Source organism: Streptomyces sp. NPDC029296, from assembly GCF_055569255.1.
Genome location: NZ_JBVHXT010000026.1, coordinates 23,912 through 41,168, shown reverse-complemented (window position 1 = coordinate 41,168; position 17,257 = coordinate 23,912). Strand labels below are relative to the sequence as shown.

Here is a 17,257-nt window from a genome sequence, read left to right as displayed (position 1 = left end):
GAGGAGTACGTGTTGCTGGTCCTGCTGCCGCCCTCGGAAGGCAAGGCGAACGCGGGCGAGGGCGCCCCGCTGGAGCTGGGCTCGCTGTCCCTGCCGGGGCTGACCGCCGCCCGGGAGGCCGTGCTCGGCGAGTTGGTCGAGCTGTGCTCGGGCGACCCGGACAAGGCCCGCGAGGTGCTCGGGCTGAGCGAGGGGCTGCGCGGCGAGGTCGCGAAGAACGCCGGGCTGCGCACGGCCGGCGCCCGCCCCGCCGGGGAGATCTACACCGGCGTCCTCTACGACGCCCTCGGCCTGGCCACGCTGGACGCGGACGCCCGGCGGCGCGCGGCGGACTCGCTGCTGGTGTTCTCCGGGCTGTGGGGCGCGGTGCGGGTGACGGACCGGATCCCCTCCTACCGCTGCTCGATGGGCGTGAAGCTGCCGGGCCTGGGCGCGCTGGCCGGACACTGGCGGGCGCCCATGGCCGAGGTGCTGCCGGCGGCGGCCGGCGAGGGGCTGCTGCTGGACCTGCGCTCCTCGGCCTACGCGACCGCCTGGAAACCGAAGGACGAGGTGGCCGGGCGCACGGCGACGGTGCGGGTGCTGCACGCGCCCACCCGGAAGGTCGTCAGCCACTTCAACAAGGCGACGAAGGGCCGGATCGTCCGCGCCCTGCTGACGTCCGGAGCCGCGCCGGACGGCCCCGCCGAGCTGGTGGAAACGCTGCGGGAGCTGGCCTACACCGTGGAGGCCGAGACTCCCGGGAAGGCGGGCCGGGCGTGGGCGCTGGACGTGCTGGTGGACGAGGTCCACTGACCGTTCATTGCAGCATGCGCAACGCTCATTGCGAGTGGTGCAGACGCTGGGCACGATGAGGGCATGACCTCGCCGCTGCCCTCCGCCGCCGACCCCTCCGTCGTGGACCTCGCGCCCGTCCTGCCCGTGGTGGTGCTCGCCGACACCGCCGATGCCGTGCCGCTGGCGCGGGCGCTGGTGGCCGGCGGGCTGCCCGCGATCGAGGTGACCCTGAGGACCCCGGCGGCGCTGGAGGCGATCCGTGCCATCGCCGGCGAGGTGCCGGACGCGGTGGTCGGCGCGGGCACGGTGGTCACCCCGGAGCAGGTGGACGCGGTCACGGCGGCCGGGGCGCGGTTCCTGGTCAGCCCCGGCTGGACGGAGGCGCTGCTGACGGCGATGCGCGCGTCCGGGCTGCCGTTCCTGCCCGGGGTGTCGACCGTCTCGGAGGTGGTCGCGCTGCTGGAGCGCGGGGTGCGGGAGATGAAGTTCTTCCCGGCGCAGGCGGCGGGCGGTACGGCGTACCTGCGCTCGCTGGCCGGGCCGTTGCCGCAGGCCCGGTTCTGCCCGACCGGCGGCATCGGGCCGGCGACCGCGCCGGAGTACCTGTCCCTGCCCAACGTCGGCTGTGTCGGCGGCAGCTGGATGGTGCCGGCGGAGGCGGTGGCCGCCCGCGACTGGGCCCGGATCGAGGACCTGGCGCGGGCCGCGGCCGGGCTCAGGGACGCAGGTGGGACGTGTCGTTGAACAGCCGTACGCTCGCGTTGCCGTCCGCGTAGTACGCCACCGCCGACAGGGACGCCGCCGACAGCTCCATCCGGAACAGCGACTCCGGCGGGGCGCCGAGGGCGAGGCGGATCAGGGTCTTGATCGGGGTGACGTGGGTGACCAGCAGGACCGTGCGGCCCGGGTACGCGGCGACCAGCTTGTCCCGGGTGGCGGCCAGCCGGACGGCCGTCTCGGCGAAGCTCTCGCCACCGCCGGTGGGGTGCGCCTCCGGGTCGGCGAGCCAGGCGTTCAGGTCGTCCGGGTAGCGCTCGCGGACCTCCCCGAAGGTCAGGCCCTCCCAGGCGCCGAAGTCCGTCTCGCGCAGACCGTCCTCGATCGTGACGTCCAGGTTCAGCCGGGCGGCGACGATCGCGGCGGTCTCCCGGGTACGGGCGAGGGGGGAGGCCACGACGTCCTGGACGGTGCCGCGCCTGGCCAGGGCCTCGGCGACGCGGTGCGCCTGCTCCCGGCCGGCGGCGGAGAGGGAGGGGTCGGTGCCGCCGCTGCCGGAGAAGCGTTTCTGGGGGGTGAGCGGGGTCTCGCCGTGGCGCAGCAGCACGAGGGTGGCGGGCGCGCCGAGGTCGGGTGCGGCGCTCCAGCCGGGGGCGGAGGAGTGCGCCTGACCGGAGGGCGGGCGGTCCTCCCCGCCGGGGAGTGCCGCCGCCCCGTCGGCTGCCGGTGCCGAATCCGCCGCCGTCGCCAGGTCGGCGCGGGACCGCGACGGCGACCACTGTTCGCCCTTCGCTCCCGCGTCCATCGCCTCGTTGGCCAGGCGGTCCGCCTGCTTGTTCCGGTCGCGCGGGATCCACTCGTAGGTGACCTGCTCCGGCGGGAAGACGGAGCGTGCCTGGGCCGCCAGCGGCTTCATGCCGGGGTGCTTGATCTTCCAGCGGCCCGACATCTGCTCGACGACGAGCTTGGAGTCCATGCGGACGTGCACCCTCGCGGTGGGGTCGAGGGCGTGCGCGGCGCGCAGGCCGGCCAGGAGGCCGCGGTACTCGGCGACGTTGTTCGTGACGACGCCGAGGAACTCCGCCGCCTCCGCCAGCGTCTCCCCCGTCGCCGCGTCGCGCACCACGGCCCCGTAGCCCGCGGGCCCCGGGTTGCCCCGCGACCCGCCGTCGGCCTCGACGATGAACTCCCGCACGCCGCCTCCCCCAGAGGTTGTCAGATACCCGACTCCGCCGTGCGCACCAGGATGCGCCGGCAGTTCTCGCAGCGGACCACGGTGTCCGGCGCGGCCGAGCGGATCTCGTTCAGCTCGGTGATGGCCAGCTCCTGCCGGCAGCCCTGGCAGGTACGGGCGTACAGCTTGGCCGCGCCGATGCCGCCCTGCTGCGTGCGCAGCTTGTCGTACAGCTTCAGCAGGTCCGCCGGGACGGACGCGGCGACGACCTCGCGCTCCTTCGTCACCGAGGCGGCCTCGCCGTCGATCTCCTGGAAGGCGGCGTTCCGGCGCCCGGTGGCGTCGTCGATCTTCGCCTGCACCGAGGTGACCCGCTCGGTCAGCTCGGTCACCCGCTCCTGCGCGGCCTCACGGCGCTCCATGACCTCCAGGACCACGTCCTCCAAGTCGCCCTGCCGCTTGGCGAGGGAGGCGATCTCGTGCTGGAGGTTGGACAGGTCCTTCGGCGAGGTGACCGCTCCGGAGTCCAGGCGCTGCTGGTCGCGGGCGGCGCGCTGGCGCACCTGGTCGACGTCCTGCTCGGCCTTGGTCTGCTCGCGGGCGCAGTCGCTCTCCTCGGTCTGCGCGGCCACGAGCAGGTCGCGCAGCTGCGTGAGGTCCTTCGTCAGCGAATCGATCTCGGCGTGCTCGGGCAGCGACTTCCGCTTGTGCGCGAGCTGCTGGAGACGGACGTCGAGGGCCTGGACGTCGAGGAGTCGGATCTGGTCGGCGGGCGCGGCGTTCAGTTGGGGGCTCCCGTGGGCTAGAGGGTGTTGATGGACGCCGCGTGGGCGGTCCAGGGGTCGGTGACCGTCTTGGAGACGTGGACCCGCAGGTCCCAGCCGTTGCGGTCGGAGATCTCGTCGAGCTGGCTCGCGGCCAGCTCGCACCAGGGCCACTCGGTGGCCCAGTGCGCCGCGTCGAGCAGCGCGAGGGGGCTGTGGGCCACCGCCTCGGAGGCGGGGTGGTGGCGCAGGTCGGCAGTCAGGAAGGCGTCGACGCCGGCCGCGCGGACCTGGTCGAAGAGGCTGTCGCCGGAGCCGCCGCTGACGGCGACCGTGCGGACGACGGCCTCGGGGTCGCCGGCCACCCGGATGCCCTGCGCGGTGGCGGGCAGCCGCTCGGCGGCGCGGGCGGCCAGTTCGCGGACGGTGAGCGGGTGGTCCAGCTCGCAGACCCGGCCGAGGCCCCGGCGCCCGTGCGGGTCGGTGGGGTCCGGCACGAGGGGTCGTACGACCCTCAGGTCCAGGGCGGCGGCGAGGGCGTCGGAGACACCGGGGTCGGCGGTGTCGGCGTTGGTGTGGGCGACGTGCAGCGCGATGTCGTTCTTGATCAGCGTGTGCACGACCCGGCCCTTGAAGTGCGTGGCCGCGACCGTGGTCGTCCCGCGCAGATAGAGCGGGTGGTGGGTGACCAGCAGGTCGGCGCCGAGCCGCACCGCCTCTTCGACGATCTCCCGTACGGGGTCGACGGCGAACAGCACCCGGGCGACCTCCTGGCCGGGGTCGCCCACCACCGTGCCGACCGCGTCCCAGGACTCGGCCCGCTCGGCGGGCCACAGGTCCTCCAGCGCGGCGATGACTTCAGACAGACGGGGCACGGGCCAAGGCTACCTGGCTGTTCGACGGGGGTGTACCGCATGCGTCCGGTCTGGCCCGGCTCAGCACACCCGTCCCGGTTTCCTCGGGTGAATCGCTTCTGCGCCACCCGTATGTGTGAAGCGGGGCTGGGCGCCTCGCCCGCCTGTGCGTGACAAAACTAGCGTCGTCGCCGGAGGTGACCGAACGATGACGGCCTGTGCTATCGAACCCCCGTCCACGGCCGGGGCCGACGGCGTGCCGGAGGCGGGATGCGTGATCACGGCGGACGGCGCGTACGCGGCCCGGCTCGCGCCCGCCGGCGACTGCTGGTTCCCGGAGCGGTGGACCCTGGACGGCCCGGAGCCCTACGCGGTGCCGCTGCCCGGCAACCAGCCCGAGGAGCCCGGTACCGGGGTGCAGCCGATGGGGGACGGCCGGGTGCTGATCCACCGGCCGGCGGCCGGGCGGCACATGTTCGCCCTGCTGTACCCGACCGGGCCCGGCACCGGTGAGCTGCCGCTCGGCGCGGTGGAGTGCCCGGAGCCCGGCACCCGGCTGGTCCTGCTGCCCCCGGCGCCGGGGGGCACCCGGGCGTACGCCCTCGCCAGCGGGCCGCGCTCCAGCGTGGTGTGGCGGGTGGCGGGCGGGGCGTTCGGCCCGGAGCGGCTGGCCGAGCTGCCGGGGCGCTGCTCGGGCGGGGTCTGGCTGGACGGCACCGGGCGGCTGCTGGCGCTGGACCGGGAACTGGGCGGGCGCACCAAGACGGTCGTGGTGGACCTGGAGCGGGGCGTGGTCTCGCCGCTGCTGCAGATCACGGACGACAGCGACGACCGGCTGCTGCTCGCCGACCTCGACAGCGGGCTGCTGCTCATCTCCTCCGACGCGCCCTCGCCCGGGCAGGAACGATTGGGCTGGGGCGTGCTGGGCAGCACACTGCCGGTGCGGTTCCCCCGGTGCCTGCGGCTGCCGGACTGCGTGGTGACGCCGTTCGCGATCCAGCCCGGGCAGGTGCTGATGCCGGAGAACTGCGCGGTGGGCCTGCGCATCGACGGCGCGCTCGGCACCTGGGTGGGCACCTGGCGGCCGGCCGAGCGCCGGGTGCGGCATCTCCCGGCGCCCGAGGGCTGGCTCGCGGGGGCCGGGGTGTGGACGCGGGAGGGGGTGCTGCGCCTGCCGTACGCGACGAGGACGACACCGTGCGGCGTGTCGGACCTGACGGCTCCCCGGGGGGACTCCGGACCGGCGGACCCCGGCCCGGAGAACACCGCACGGCGACCGGCCCCGGAGCCCACGACGCCCACGACGCCCACGACGCCCGCGACGCCTGCGTCCTCCCCGCCTGCCGCGCCGCCGGCGCCCGGGACCGCCGTATCCGCGGAGCGCGGGGCGGCCGTGGCCGCGGATCCCCGGGCGGTGCCGTCGGCGTCCGGGGGCCCCGTCCCACCGGAGTCCCGCAGCGCCGTACCGCCGGGCGCCGGCGCGTTCTCCCCGGCCGGTGACCGGAGCCCCGCCCCACCGGAAGTCCCTTCTCCCAACGCGGAGTTGGCACGGACCTTCGGGCCGGTGACGATGCGGCCCGTGCCCTTGCGGGAGGCCCCTCTGGGCCGTCTTGTAACGAACTAGTGCCGGTTGGCGTGTGCGCCTGGATTCGGCCCGTGGTGCGCCGGTTAAACTCACCCGGCTGTACCGAAGATCATGTTGACGGGGTGAATACGTCCGATGAGCGACACCAGCACGACCGAGCAGCTGTCTGCCGGCTCTTCCGAGACCGTCGGCCACGGCCGGCACCGGGGCCCGGTCGCGGCCCAGGAGAGGGAGACCGCTCCGCACGGCCGGCACCGCAAGCCGGTCCAGGAAAGGGCCGAGGCGGCTGCCTGACGGCAGTGAAGGGGAGGGGGCGTCCGACCGGGCGCCCCCTTTTTCTCTGCCCGCCCGGCAACCCGGGCCCTCAGGTGTGCTCCACGACGGTGTCGGCGAGGACCGGCGCGTCGTCCCGGTCCACGGCGCCGGCCTCCACCCGGACCCGCCCCTCCTCGCGCCACATGCGGATGCGCAGGGTCTCGCCCGGGAACACGATGCCGGCGAACCGGGTGTCGTAGCGCCGTACGCGGGTCACGTCCCCGTCGAGCAGCGTGTCCACGACCGCCTTGAGGGTCATGCCATAGGTGCACAGCCCGTGCAGGATGGGCCGGTCGAACCCGGCGCGCTCGGCGAAGCCGGGGTCGGCGTGCAGCGGGTTCCAGTCGCCGCAGAGGCGGTAGAGCAGGGCCTGGTCCTCGCGGACGGGGCGCTCCACGGTCCGGTCGGGGTCGCCGGCGGGCGGGCCGAGCCGGCCGGCGGGACCCCGGTCGCCGCCCCAGCCGCCCTCCCCGCGCACGAAGATCCGGGCGTCACTGGTCCACAGCGGACCGTCGGCGTCGGCGACCTCGGTGCGCATGACCAGGACGGCCGCCGTGCCCTTGTCGTACACGGCGGCGATCCGGCCGGTGGCGGTGGCGGTGCCCCGTACCGGGATCGGGCGGTGGACCCCGATGCCCTGTCCGCCGTGCAGGACGCGTGCCAGGTCGACGTCGATCCCCGGCATGGACAGCCCGCCGATCACACCGGGCGGGCCGCCGCCCGCGACGGTGGCGAAGCTCGGCAGGACGTGCAGCCGGGACTCCAGGGTGTAGCGCAGCTCGGCGGGGTCGGTGGCGGGACGCCCGGCACCGATGCCGAGGTGGTAGAGCTGTACGTCCTTGTGGTCCCAGGTGATCTCGGCGGTCCGGGGTCCGGCCGCGAGGGCCTGCGCTGCGTCGATGGGCATGGGGTCCTTCTCCCATCTGATCCAGGGCGACACACCGAACCCGTGGATCGGCGGCCCGGGCCTGCCGGCCTTCCACTCGCTCTGCGTCCACGTCACCTTCCGCGCCTTCGACCGGGCCAGGCGGGAGGCGGTGTCCACCCGGGTGGCCCATGAGCACCTCCTGGATGCCCAAAGGAGTCCATGGGCCCTCCGGACCGTTACCCGCCCCGCGCAACTCGCGGAATTTCCCGGCCCGGGCTTGACGACGGATCAGAAACCCATGAAACGGTCAAGATTTCGTTAGGGGCCCGAAGCAACGGAATAGTTGCCTGTGCATACGAGGTTTACCCGGCACTTATGACACGTGGAAGGCCTCACTCCATGACAGACACGACGACCGACCAGCCCACCCGGAGAGCGGGTGGCGCGGTGGTCCCGGTGCTCGCGTTCGCGGGCATCGTCGTCGCGGTGATGCAGACGCTGCTCGTGCCGGTCATCAAGGACCTGCCGCAGCTGCTGGACACCGCCCCCAGCAACGCCACCTGGGTCCTCACCTCCACCCTGCTGTCGGGTGCCGTGGCCACCCCGATCATGGGCCGGCTCGGCGACCTCTACGGCAAGCGCCGGATGCTCGTCCTGAGCCTCGCCGTGATGGTGATCGGCGCCCTGGTCAGCGCGTTCACCAGCGAACTGCTCACCATGATCGTCGGCCGTACCCTCCAGGGCTTCGCCATGGGCGCGATCCCGCTGGGCATCGGCCTGATGCGGGACATGCTGCCGCGTGAGCGGCTCGGCTCGGCGATGGCCCTGATGAGTTCCTCCATCGGCGTCGGCGGCGGCCTCGCGCTGCCCGCCGCGGCCCTGGTCGCCCAGCACACCGACTGGCACGCGCTGTTCTACGGCGCCGCCGGCCTCGGCATGCTCGCCATCGCCCTCACCCTCCTCGTCGTACCCGAGTCCCCGATGCGTGCGCGGGGCTCCTTCGACCTGGTCGGCGCGCTGGGTCTGTCCACCGGTCTGGTGCTGCTCCTGCTGCCGATCACCAAGGGCAGCGACTGGGGCTGGTCCTCGGGCACGACGCTCGGCCTGTTCGCCGCGGCCGTCGTCGTCCTCGTCGTGTGGGGGCTGTTCGAGCTGCGCGTCCAGGCGCCCCTGGTCGACCTGCGCACCACCGCCCGTCCCGCGGTCCTGTTCACCAACCTCGCGTCGATCATGGTCGGCGTGGCGTTCTACGTCGTCTCGCTCGTCCTGCCCCAGCTGCTCCAGCTGCCCACCGCGACCGGGTACGGCCTCGGCCAGTCGATGGTCGTCGCGGGTCTGTGCGTGGCCCCGCTGGGCCTGACCATGATGTTCACCGCGCCGGTGTACGCGCGGCTGTCCGCCCGCTACGGTCCCAAGGTCACCCTGATCACCGGCCTGCTGATCATCGCGATCGGCTACGGCGGCGGGCTCGGCCTGATGGACGCGGCCTGGCAGACGATCGTCACGTCCGTGATCCTCGGCGCGGGCATCGGCCTCGCCTACTCCTCGCTGCCCGCGCTGATCGTGGGCGCGGTCCCGGCGTCCGAGACCGGTGCGGCGAACGGGCTGAACACGCTGATGCGGTCCATCGGTACGTCGGTGTCCAGCGCCGTCGTCGGGATGGTGCTGGCCAACACCGCGAACAACGTGGGCGGGGTCGCGATCCCCACCATGCACGGTTTCCGGGTCTCCTTCCTGATCGCCACCGCCGCGGTGGCCGTCGGCCTGCTGCTGGCGCTCTTCCTGCCGAAGAGCCCCCGGCCGGCCCAGCGGCACACGCAGCTGCGGGCCAGCAGCGAGGAGGACGCCGCGCTGGAGCGGGCCGAGGAGGTGCTGCGGGGCTTCCGGGGGCGCGTGCTGGGGGCCGACGGTGCTCCGGTGGCCCGGGCGAAGGTCACGCTGATCGACCGGCGGGGGCGGCAGGCGGGGGCGACCGTCTCCGACGAGGAGGGGCGGTATGTACTGGCCGTGCCGGCGCAGGGGGCGTACGTCCTCGCCGCGAAGGCCTCCGGCCACGGGCCGCTCGCCTCTTCCGCCACGCATTCCGGGGAGGAGCGGGCCGTCTCCCTCGATCTCTCGCTGCCCGGGGAGGCCGTGAGCGCCTAGGCTCGGAGGACCGCGCGGTCCGGCGGCCGCGGGCTCGCGGTGGCCCCGGGCTCGCGGTGGCCCCGGGCTCGCGGTTCGCCGCGCCCCTGCGAGCGCCGGTGGTTCCGCCCGTCTGCGGCTGCCGGCCCGTCGTGGCTCCTCGCGCGGTTCCCCGCCCCCCTTGCCGGGCGTCGGTCGCACCCCCTGTCACCCCGGTGGCCGGGGGTGCGGCAGCATATGCGGGGTTTGGACAGTCGGACGAGCGAAAGGGCGCCATGTCTGCCCCCACCCCCAAGCCCGAGATCATGGACGCGTTCGAGGCGGCCAAGGGGTTCATGCCCGTGGACGAGGGGCTGGCGTTGTACGCGGCCGCGGTGGAGGCGGGGCGGCTCGGGCTGCCGCTGCTGGAGGTCGGGACCTACTGCGGGCGCTCCACGATCCTGCTGGCCGACGCCGCCCGGCAGGCCGGGGTGACCGCGCTGACCGTCGACCACCACCGGGGCAGCGAGGAGCAGCAGCCCGGCTGGGACTACCACGACCCGGAGACGGTCGACCCCGAGACCGGGCTGATGGACACGCTGCCGCTGTTCCGCCGCACCCTGCACCGCGCGGGGCTGGAGGAGCACGTGGTCGCCCTCGTCGGCCGCTCCCCGCGGATCGCGGCGCTCTGGAACTCCCCGCTCGGCTTCGTGTTCGTCGACGGCGGCCATACGGACGAACACGCCACCGCCGACTACGAGGGCTGGGCCCCGCACGTCGCCGAGGGCGGCCTGCTGGTCATCCACGACGTCTTCCCGCACCCCGAGGACGAGTTCACGGGCCAGGCACCCTACCGGGTGTATCTGCGCGCCCTCGGTTCCGGGGCGTTCACCGAGGTCTCGGCCACCGGCTCGCTGCGCGTGCTGCGGCGCACGGGGGCGGGAATCTGAGGCCCCGGTTAGAGTCGCGCAACGTCTGGCGGCACCTTCCCGGCCGGGATCAGCGCCGCCTCGCTCGCTCTGTCCACGCCGCTCTGCCGCAGGACGGGCGGCTGATCCTCGGCTACGCGGACTGGTGGGTGAAGACGACCGGTGGCCGGGACGTGCACCCGGGTGAGCCTGCCGGGGTGCGGGAGCTGTTCATGCCTGCGGAGGGCCGCGCAGAGCTGATCTGGCGGCCGAGGCCCGTCCCTCCCACGGCCTGAACCATGGTTGAGGTGCGAGGAGTCCGGGGCGCGTCCGGGCCCCTCACTGCTGCTCAGGCGGCCGGTTGTACCGCGCGAGCGTCGCCTTGTCCGTGGACGCGTCCTGAAGACGCAATTCCCACGGGCCAGTGTTCACGTCGAACTCGCGGCCGAAGCCGACCCACTTCCCGGCCATCCGGCGGCCGGTCGGCTCCGCAAGCATCTGGAGCGCACCGAAGTAGCGGGCGCCCTGGTAGTAGCCGCTGGGGGCGGTCTGCTCCGTCCAGGTGCCGGTGACCGTGTTTCCGTCCACTTGGAGGTCCAGGGTGAGCGGGCTGTCCGGGTTGAGGCTGCCGTTGGGCAAGCTGCGGGCAGACAGGGTGTTTCCGTGCTGGAGCAGCACGACGTAGTGCTTGCCGGTGAACACCTGGTTGCCGCGCCCGCTGGACACGTACTCGTACGTGCTGAGCCACACTCCGGAGTAGTTCCTCGAAGGCGCCGTCTTTGCTGTGGGCGCCGCCCCGGCAGGGATGCCGATGGGCGAGTCTTCGAGGTCGTGGCCGCCATGCCCGTCATCGCTGACTCGGGCGAGGGTGGTGGTCTGGAAACCGAGGCTGCCGATGGGCATGCCGGTGACGGCCTCCAGGGCTCGAGCGTAGACGGGGCGCGGTGCGGTGGTCTGTCCAGACTCCCATCGCTGGACCAGCCGCTTACTGGCGTCGTTCGGCGTGCCCGCACGCTGGCCGACCTCGCGGAGCGCGCGGGCGAATTCGTCTTGGGACATGAGCAGCGCCATACGGGCCGCCCGAAGGGTGCTGTTCGGCGTCGTCATGGGATCACGGTAGCCCTCGGCAGCTGAGAGTGACACCCATATGACGCCCTGTGTGTCGCCGACATGACGTCTTGAATGTCGTCGCGCCACGGTCGGTGACGAGGCGAACGTGATGAGCGACACAAGCCCCGGCGGCCGTACGACCGACCCCGGGACGTGGCCGACGCCCGAGGAGCGCCGACATGCAGCACGGTACAGCCGCCCAGCCACCCGCGGCAGCACACCTCCTGCCGCCGATCGTTTCCCCGCTCGTCAGCCGCAGCAGGCGGCTCGAGCCCCCCGATGCGCCTGGCGCCCCCGCCCGGACCTGGCCGAAGCGGCGGTGACAGCCGTGGAGCACAGGCAGTTGCCGCAGGTCCGCGTACTGCCCCGGCAGACGTGCGCCGCGCCGGACGCCCGGCACTTCGTGGTCGACGTCTTGAAGGACTGGGGCCTGCTCGGCGTGCTGGACGATGCCGCGACCGTCGTGACCGAGCTGGTGACCAACGCGGTCCAGCACACAGAGACGCCGACCGTCCGCGTCATCGTGCGCCGGCTGCCGCCGGACATCGTCCGGGTCATCGTCATCGACAAGAGCCCTGACGCCTGGCCCGCCCTCTGCACCGCTGGCCCCCGCGACACCGCCGGCCGCGGCCTGGCCGTGGTGGGCGCCATCACGAAGGGCTGGGGCTGCACCCGCCGGCCCTGGGAGAAGCAGGTGTGGGCCGACCTGGAAGCCCCCACGGAGGACCGGGTATGACCGCCCCCTCGAGAACCCTGACCCTCATCCCCGCCGACCTCCACCCGCTGCTCCCCCTGCCGCCCCTGGACGACCTCCCCGCCGCCAAGGCGCGCGGGGCGGAGTGTGCCTGGTGTGGGAAGCGGCTGTCCGTCGACACCGTCGTGGACCTCGGCGAGCGCCCGAGTCCGGGCGGCATCACGCTGTTCCCGCGCGGCTGCCGCCGCTGCACCCTGCGGGCCGCGGCCCAGGCGTACATCGCCCATCCCGGCCCCTGCCGGCAGTGCGTCTACGACCTGAAGCCCTGCCCGGTCATGGTGGCACTCCGGACTCTGCTGCTGGAGCTGCCCCGATGACCGTGCAAGTCCCCGACGAGCTGGTCCGGTTGCACCGGCTCGTCTCCTGGTACGAGCTGCCCCGGTCGCTGCCCGAGGCGGCCCGGACGGGCACTGCGTGCGTCTGGTGCGCCAGGCCGGCGGACGCCGCTGCCGTGGAGCTAGACCCGTCGGCCGGGCTCCCGCGCCGGGCCTGCATGCGCTGCTACTCGGCCCGGCTCGCCTGGTACCTCACCTGGGCGGACTGGCCCACGCACTTCACGGCCTGCACCGCCTGCCAGCAGCGCCAGACCTGCTACGCCGGCCACGGACACCGCCTCCTGCACGAGCAGACCGCGACGGCCATCGGCAAGACGCCCCAGTGCCTCGTCTGCCCCGCCCCGCTGCTGCCGACGGAACTGGTCGCGCCCCTGTGCTGGGAGGGCACCACCCGCTTCAACGCCGGGTACGCCCACCTCCGGTGCCTGACCGGAAGGGTGAGCACCCGATGACCACCCTCAGCCCCATCCGGCCCGTCCGCTACTGGGACGGCACGCCCGTGCCGTTCATCACCGCCTGGTCCAAGGAGCAGATCCCGCCCCAGCCCCTGACCAAGGTCCAGCGCCTCGGAGGACCAGAACTCGGGCTCCGGGGCGAGACGGAGATCGAGCGGCACTACGGCGTGCCCTGGATGCGCGTGCCGATCACCCGGGGTGGCCGGCCGCGGCACGGACTCGTTCACGCACTGCGGTGTCGGCAGGCGATGAGCCGCATGCTGTGCCAGCTCTGCGGCGGGCCCACGGTCGGGCTCCGGAAAGACGCGCGCACGCTCTTTCTCGCCGCCGGCGCCCGCCAGCCCCTCTACGACGGTGAGCAGACGGCGTCACCGCCAGTGCACGCCGTCTGCGCCCGCCTCGCCGTCGAGCACTGCCCACCCCTCGGCCACCGCGGCTGGACGGCGGCCCTGGTGGAACACACGCCGGTCTGGGGAGTGGCCGGCACGGTCTACGACCCGCTCACCCTCCAGCGAGTGCCCGGGCCCGAGGACGGTGAGGGCCTGCACCGCGTCGCCTTCACGGACACGAGACGCATCCGCTGGACCTCGCCGCCCGCCTGGTCGTCACTCTGGAGGGCGTCACCCCCGTCACCGACCTCGACGCCCTGGCCGACGAGGAGACCGAGGCCATCCGAGCCTCCCGACAGACTCCGTGTCCGGCAGCGCCGCCGACAGCGCCGGGCACGGGCCAGACTCCAGCGCAGCCCCTCGGGCGGGGAACGTGAGCGCTGGAGGCGAGCGGCCGTCCTCGTCACCCTGTCGGCGCCGGCCGCACGTCGCTCAACAACCGCGTCACCCGGGCCGAGCAGTCCCGCGAAGAACACCCGGCCCGGGTGCGTGTCCCCATCCGCAACCAGCGAAGGAGAACATCGTGACCATACCTCCCGGACCCACGCCGGACGGCGGTCCCGTCGACCCCAAGCCGCCGACGGTCTTCGCCCGGATGCTTCTCACCGACCAGCAGTTCACGAGCTGCCGCCGAACGGTGGCGGACGCCAACCCGGACATGTCCCCGGAGATGGCGGGGCGGATCGTGGAGGAAGGCCTGAAGTTCGTGGCCGCCTGCGCGAAGAACCCCGACACCGGGCTCGCGCCCAGCCGGATCGTGGACGAGGGCTGGCACGCCCTGCTCCTGCACACCGCGATGTACGCGGAGCTGTGCGAGCGGCTCGGCGGCCGGTTCATCCACCACTACCCGGGCTACGACCCGACGCACTACGACCCGCCGATCCTGGACCGCACCCGCGAGAAGATCAGCGAACTCGGGTGGGAGGCGGACCCGGAGTTGTGGGGGCCGCCGGCGGACGAGACGCTCGTGGCCGTGGCGGCGCAGTGCCAGCATGCGCCGGAGTGCACGATTCGCCCCATGCCGACACCCCAGCCTCCCGTAGCCTGACGGCGGAGGTGCCCGATGTCAGAGTGGATCGACCCGCGGTACGCCTGGTTGGTGACGACGTGGAAGCGTAGTCAGCTACCGCAGTCCCGTGACCCGCAGGAACCGCAGCCGCGGCGGGCGTTCATCGTCCCGCCGAAGAGCTGACAACAACATCGGTGGCCTGGTCGGTGAACACTGTCCGGCCGGGCCACCGATCAGCGGACGAGGTCGCGCGGATCCGGACCGCTCCCGGCTCCGGCGGAGAAGCGGGCGTGCACTCGGGCACGGATCGCCTCCGCCGCGCGGTGAAGCAACTGCTCGGCGACGGCCGCCGCGGGCGCCTTGTAAGAGACGGCGAGGAGGCGCAGATCCTTCCCGAGCTGGAGACTCGCGGGCAGGCTCAGACCCTCCTCACCGGGCGCCACATCGGGGACCGGTGCGGGCGCGGCCGACGGGGGCGGGTTGTGGAGGTCCCTGCGCACGGTTTCGCGGGAAACGCCCAGCTCATCGGCGATCTGCTGCGGGCTCATGCCGCGGTCGGTGAGGTGCGCGACGACGATGCGCCGCACCTCGCGGGACAGCGCAGCCATCACGCACCCCCGGCGAGGATCACGGTGAGCTGGTCGGCGAGGTCGCACAACCGGTCGGCGTAGCCGTCCAGGGCGGCAGAGAGGCCGTACAGGTCCGCGGGGCCGAGGGTCAGTCCGAGGGGGTGCACGGAGGCGCCGGGCGTCCGGCCGCCGAGCCGGGGCGTGCTGGCCATGGCGTAGGGGGACTGGACGATTTCGGCGGCGAGCAGGGGCCGGCCGAGGAAGTCGCACTGGATGGAGGGCCCGGCGTGGATGAGGTCGACACGAACGGTCTGCGGGTCGTGGTGGGTGTGGCCGGCGCACCACGTGGGTTCGGGGAGGGTGAGGTCCCCGTGGTCGATGGTGGGCAGGGTGACAGTACGGTTCGTCACAGGTTCGATCTCCTGATCTGAGCAGGGTTCGGACTAAGGCCCCGGCCGGTGTTGGAGTCACCGAGCCGGGGCCGCCCGTCTCACACGCGTCTCACAAACGGTGCGGGCGGGGGCGGGTGAATCGCCCTTGAGGCGGAACATGCGGACGGTTCGCTGAGACTGCGGAGCATGTGAACGGCCTTTAAGGTGGCAGACGTGTCGTACACAGGACCGGAATTCGATGCCCCCCAGCCCCGCCGGCCCCGGCGCGGCCCGCTGACCGTGGCGCTCGCCGCGCTGGTGCCCGGCGCGCTGCTCGGCTGGGTGGTGTACGAGGCGCTGGGCGACGGGGACCCGGGCGGCGAGGTCCGTACGGCCCCCTCCACGTCCGCCCCGCGCGCCTCCGCCGCGTCGTCCGCGTCCGTCCCGGCGGCCTCCCGGGGCGACGACGGCAAGGTGCCCGGCTCGCCCGCCGCCCGGCCGGGCGGCTCGGCGGCGCTGCGGGGGAAGGTCGTCGTCATCGACCCGGGGCACAACCCGGGCAACTTCCGGCACACGGCCGAGATCAACCGCCAGGTGGACATCGGCACCAACTTCAAGGAGTGCGACACCACCGGGACGTCCACCGACGACGGTTATACGGAGGCGCGGTTCACCGAGGACCTGGCGCACCGGCTGCGGACGCTGCTGGAGCGGGAGGGCGTGACGGTGAAGCTGACCCGTGACGGCGACAGCCCGGCCTGGGGACCGTGCGTGGACGAGCGGGCCCGGATCGGGAACGCCGCGCACGCGGACGCGGCGATCTCGCTGCACGCCGACGGGTCCGACCCCGGCAACCGGGGCTTCCACGTGATCCTGCCGGGGTCCGTGCACGCCGGTGCGGCGGACACCCGTCCGATCGTCGGGCCGTCCCACGAGCTGGGGGTGCGGGTCGCGGGCGACTACCTCCGCGCGACCGGTGAGCCGCCCGCCGACTACGTCGGCGGCGGTACCGGTCTGGTCACGCGGACGGACCTGGGTGGTCTCAATCTGTCAAAGGTTCCCAAGGTGTTCATCGAATGCGGCAACATGCGCGATGACACGGATGCGAGCCTGCTGACCAGCGGAGCGTGGCGGCAGCGGGCGGCGCAAGGGATCTCTGAGGGAATCGTGAGTTTCCTGCGCGATTCGTGACCGGCGGCCGTAACCGGCCGGACAGCCCGATCTTGCGGACTGTAGTGTCTACCGACGACGAGACGACCTACGAAGGACCTGAAGTGAATATCCGCTCCCTCACTAGAGGCGACGGCGTGGTGATCGGAGCAGCGGTGGTGCTCCTCATCGCGTCGTTCCTCGACAACTACTCGTACGACGGGCTGCCCGACAGCGTCGACCTGCCGAACCTCTGGGAGAGCGGACCGGTCCTGCTCGGTGTCGTACTGGCGGGCCTCATCGGCGCGGCGCTCATCGTCGTGAGCCGCGGCCTGCCGCAGCCCCGCAAGATCGCGGGTCTGGAACTCGGCGCGTTCGGCGTGGCGTTCGCGGTCTTCGCCGCGTGGAGCGCGCTCGGCAACGTCTTCGACCCGGTCGGCGGTCTGGACAACATCGGCGAGGGCTCCGACCGGTCCCCCGACGCCGGCACGGGGCTGATCCTCGCCCTGATCGCCACCCTGGTGATGGCCGCCGCAGCCATCGCCACCCCGCTCGTCCCCGCCCTCCAGGCGCCCCTGGTCCCGGCCCCGAAGCCGCCCGCCCCGCAGCCCTACGGCACGCAGCCGCCCGGTGGTTACGGCTACCCGGGCGCCCAGCCGCAGCAGCCGTACGGTGCCCAGCCGCAGCCGGGCCAGCCGTACGCGCCGCAGCCGCAGCCGGCCGCGCAGGCCGCCGCCCCGGCCGCGCAGCCCCCGGCCGCCGACTTCTCCCCCTTCTGGTTCGCCGTGCCGGTGACCCGTCCGCTGTTCGCGGAGGACGGCTCGGCCGGCCAGATCGCCGAACTGGCGCCGGGCACCTGGTACCTGGCCGTCGAGCAGCGTGGTGCCGCGCTGGTCGCGCAGACCCAGGACGGCCGTCGTGGCGTGCTCCAGGACACCTCCGGGATCCAGCGCGGCTGAGCCGGGATCTCCGTCGCGGGAAGGGGGGAGGGGGGGGGGGGGGGGGGGGGGGGGGGGGGGGGGGGGGGGGTGGGGGGGGGGGGGGGGGGGGT

The 17,257-nt window shown here is 73.5% G+C and carries 19 protein-coding genes; 12 read left to right on the top strand and 7 right to left on the bottom strand.

The genetic code is table 11. The annotated features are described in order from the left end of the window. The first annotated feature begins 12 nt into the window (after positions 1-12). The gene (gene yaaA / locus ACZ4W9_RS22825; protein WP_467938634.1) at positions 13-795 is read left to right on the top strand and encodes a peroxide stress protein YaaA; all 783 of its coding nucleotides are present in this window, start codon (positions 13-15) and stop codon (positions 793-795) included. Between the two features lie 63 nt (positions 796-858). After that, on the top strand, positions 859-1,521 hold the full coding sequence (locus ACZ4W9_RS22820; protein ID WP_467938632.1) for a bifunctional 4-hydroxy-2-oxoglutarate aldolase/2-dehydro-3-deoxy-phosphogluconate aldolase: 663 nt from the start codon (positions 859-861) through the stop codon (positions 1,519-1,521). Here the strand turns inward: ACZ4W9_RS22820 and ACZ4W9_RS22815 are convergent. From ACZ4W9_RS22815 to ACZ4W9_RS22805, 3 genes are read right to left on the bottom strand one after another with little or no spacing between them, the layout of a single operon-like run. Next, a complete protein-coding gene (locus tag ACZ4W9_RS22815) occupies positions 1,493-2,689 on the bottom strand; it encodes a bifunctional RNase H/acid phosphatase (protein WP_467938630.1) in 1,197 nt (398 codons plus the stop codon). The two genes, ACZ4W9_RS22820 and ACZ4W9_RS22815, sit on opposite strands and share 29 nt — an antisense overlap. Before the next feature lie 20 nt (positions 2,690-2,709). Next, the gene (locus ACZ4W9_RS22810) at positions 2,710-3,453 is read right to left on the bottom strand and encodes a zinc ribbon domain-containing protein (protein ID WP_467938802.1); all 744 of its coding nucleotides are present in this window, start codon (positions 3,451-3,453) and stop codon (positions 2,710-2,712) included. Positions 3,454-3,470: 17 nt separating this feature from the next. After that, positions 3,471-4,307, bottom strand: a complete 837-nt coding sequence (locus ACZ4W9_RS22805) for a Nif3-like dinuclear metal center hexameric protein (protein ID WP_467938628.1) — start codon at positions 4,305-4,307, stop codon at positions 3,471-3,473. Between the two features lie 187 nt (positions 4,308-4,494). On the opposite strand from ACZ4W9_RS22805, the gene ACZ4W9_RS22800 reads away from it, so the two are divergent. Continuing rightward, positions 4,495-5,910: a hypothetical protein gene (locus ACZ4W9_RS22800; RefSeq protein ID WP_467938626.1), complete on the top strand. Its 1,416-nt coding sequence runs from the start codon at positions 4,495-4,497 to the stop codon at positions 5,908-5,910. Positions 5,911-6,006: 96 nt separating this feature from the next. Next, positions 6,007-6,165: a hypothetical protein gene (locus ACZ4W9_RS22795; protein ID WP_467938624.1), complete on the top strand. Its 159-nt coding sequence runs from the start codon at positions 6,007-6,009 to the stop codon at positions 6,163-6,165. 70 nt (positions 6,166-6,235) lie between these two features. Here ACZ4W9_RS22795 and ACZ4W9_RS22790 read toward each other — a convergent pair whose 3' ends face one another. Then, complete coding sequence (locus tag ACZ4W9_RS22790) at positions 6,236-7,093, bottom strand: MaoC/PaaZ C-terminal domain-containing protein (protein ID WP_467938622.1); 858 nt, start codon at positions 7,091-7,093, stop codon at positions 6,236-6,238. A gap of 360 nt (positions 7,094-7,453) precedes the next feature. On the opposite strand from ACZ4W9_RS22790, the gene ACZ4W9_RS22785 reads away from it, so the two are divergent. After that, positions 7,454-9,199, top strand: a complete 1,746-nt coding sequence (locus ACZ4W9_RS22785; RefSeq protein WP_467938620.1) for an MFS transporter — start codon at positions 7,454-7,456, stop codon at positions 9,197-9,199. A gap of 254 nt (positions 9,200-9,453) precedes the next feature. Continuing rightward, on the top strand, positions 9,454-10,107 hold the full coding sequence (locus ACZ4W9_RS22780; protein ID WP_467938618.1) for a class I SAM-dependent methyltransferase: 654 nt from the start codon (positions 9,454-9,456) through the stop codon (positions 10,105-10,107). Positions 10,108-10,404: 297 nt separating this feature from the next. Here the strand turns inward: ACZ4W9_RS22780 and ACZ4W9_RS22775 are convergent, their stop codons facing one another. After that, a complete protein-coding gene (locus tag ACZ4W9_RS22775) occupies positions 10,405-11,172 on the bottom strand; it encodes a helix-turn-helix domain-containing protein (protein ID WP_467938616.1) in 768 nt (255 codons plus the stop codon). Between the two features lie 331 nt (positions 11,173-11,503). On the opposite strand from ACZ4W9_RS22775, the gene ACZ4W9_RS22770 reads away from it, so the two are divergent. From ACZ4W9_RS22770 to ACZ4W9_RS22755, 4 genes are all read left to right on the top strand, one after another. After that, positions 11,504-11,911 carry an ATP-binding protein gene (locus ACZ4W9_RS22770; protein WP_467938614.1) on the top strand — a complete coding sequence of 136 codons (408 nt, stop codon included), beginning with the start codon at positions 11,504-11,506 and terminating at the stop codon, positions 11,909-11,911. Next, positions 11,908-12,246, top strand: a complete 339-nt coding sequence (locus tag ACZ4W9_RS22765; protein WP_467938612.1) for a hypothetical protein — start codon at positions 11,908-11,910, stop codon at positions 12,244-12,246. Before ACZ4W9_RS22770 ends, ACZ4W9_RS22765 begins: the two co-directional genes overlap by 4 nt. Next, positions 12,243-12,716 (top strand): hypothetical protein, encoded by a 474-nt coding sequence (locus ACZ4W9_RS22760; RefSeq protein ID WP_467938610.1) that lies wholly within the window; start codon positions 12,243-12,245, stop codon positions 12,714-12,716. The genes ACZ4W9_RS22765 and ACZ4W9_RS22760 overlap by 4 nt, the downstream gene beginning before the upstream one ends. A 987-nt stretch (positions 12,717-13,703) precedes the next feature. Next, positions 13,704-14,156, top strand: a complete 453-nt coding sequence (locus tag ACZ4W9_RS22755; protein ID WP_467938800.1) for a glycine-rich domain-containing protein — start codon at positions 13,704-13,706, stop codon at positions 14,154-14,156. 194 nt (positions 14,157-14,350) lie between these two features. Here the strand turns inward: ACZ4W9_RS22755 and ACZ4W9_RS22750 are convergent, their stop codons facing one another. Both ACZ4W9_RS22750 and ACZ4W9_RS22745 read right to left on the bottom strand, forming a co-directional pair. After that, the gene (locus ACZ4W9_RS22750) at positions 14,351-14,725 is read right to left on the bottom strand and encodes a helix-turn-helix domain-containing protein (RefSeq protein ID WP_467938608.1); all 375 of its coding nucleotides are present in this window, start codon (positions 14,723-14,725) and stop codon (positions 14,351-14,353) included. Continuing rightward, positions 14,725-15,096 carry a DUF6907 domain-containing protein gene (locus tag ACZ4W9_RS22745; protein WP_467938606.1) on the bottom strand — a complete coding sequence of 124 codons (372 nt, stop codon included), beginning with the start codon at positions 15,094-15,096 and terminating at the stop codon, positions 14,725-14,727. Before ACZ4W9_RS22745 ends, ACZ4W9_RS22750 begins: the two co-directional genes overlap by 1 nt. 195 nt (positions 15,097-15,291) lie before the next feature. Between ACZ4W9_RS22745 and ACZ4W9_RS22740 the strand changes: the two genes are divergently transcribed. Continuing rightward, positions 15,292-16,248, top strand: a complete 957-nt coding sequence (locus ACZ4W9_RS22740; protein ID WP_467938604.1) for an N-acetylmuramoyl-L-alanine amidase — start codon at positions 15,292-15,294, stop codon at positions 16,246-16,248. 83 nt (positions 16,249-16,331) lie between these two features. Next, on the top strand, positions 16,332-17,165 hold the full coding sequence (locus ACZ4W9_RS22735) for a DUF5336 domain-containing protein (protein ID WP_467938602.1): 834 nt from the start codon (positions 16,332-16,334) through the stop codon (positions 17,163-17,165). The last annotated feature ends 92 nt before the right edge of the window (positions 17,166-17,257 follow it).

Excerpts from the sequence above, each read along its gene's own strand:
- ACZ4W9_RS22820 (WP_467938632.1), top strand. The coding sequence starts at position 859 with ATGACCTCGCCGCTGCCCTCCGCCGCCGACCCCTCCGTCGTGGACCTC.
- ACZ4W9_RS22800 (WP_467938626.1), top strand. The coding sequence starts at position 4,495 with ATGACGGCCTGTGCTATCGAACCCCCGTCCACGGCCGGGGCCGACGGC.
- ACZ4W9_RS22795 (WP_467938624.1), top strand. The coding sequence starts at position 6,007 with ATGAGCGACACCAGCACGACCGAGCAGCTGTCTGCCGGCTCTTCCGAG.
- ACZ4W9_RS22790 (WP_467938622.1), bottom strand. The coding sequence starts at position 7,093 with ATGCCCATCGACGCAGCGCAGGCCCTCGCGGCCGGACCCCGGACCGCC.
- ACZ4W9_RS22785 (WP_467938620.1), top strand. The coding sequence starts at position 7,454 with ATGACAGACACGACGACCGACCAGCCCACCCGGAGAGCGGGTGGCGCG.
- ACZ4W9_RS22780 (WP_467938618.1), top strand. The coding sequence starts at position 9,454 with ATGTCTGCCCCCACCCCCAAGCCCGAGATCATGGACGCGTTCGAGGCG.
- ACZ4W9_RS22775 (WP_467938616.1), bottom strand. The coding sequence starts at position 11,172 with ATGACGACGCCGAACAGCACCCTTCGGGCGGCCCGTATGGCGCTGCTC.
- ACZ4W9_RS22765 (WP_467938612.1), top strand. The coding sequence starts at position 11,908 with ATGACCGCCCCCTCGAGAACCCTGACCCTCATCCCCGCCGACCTCCAC.
- ACZ4W9_RS22760 (WP_467938610.1), top strand. The coding sequence starts at position 12,243 with ATGACCGTGCAAGTCCCCGACGAGCTGGTCCGGTTGCACCGGCTCGTC.
- ACZ4W9_RS22755 (WP_467938800.1), top strand. The coding sequence starts at position 13,704 with ATGCTTCTCACCGACCAGCAGTTCACGAGCTGCCGCCGAACGGTGGCG.
- ACZ4W9_RS22750 (WP_467938608.1), bottom strand. The coding sequence starts at position 14,725 with ATGGCTGCGCTGTCCCGCGAGGTGCGGCGCATCGTCGTCGCGCACCTC.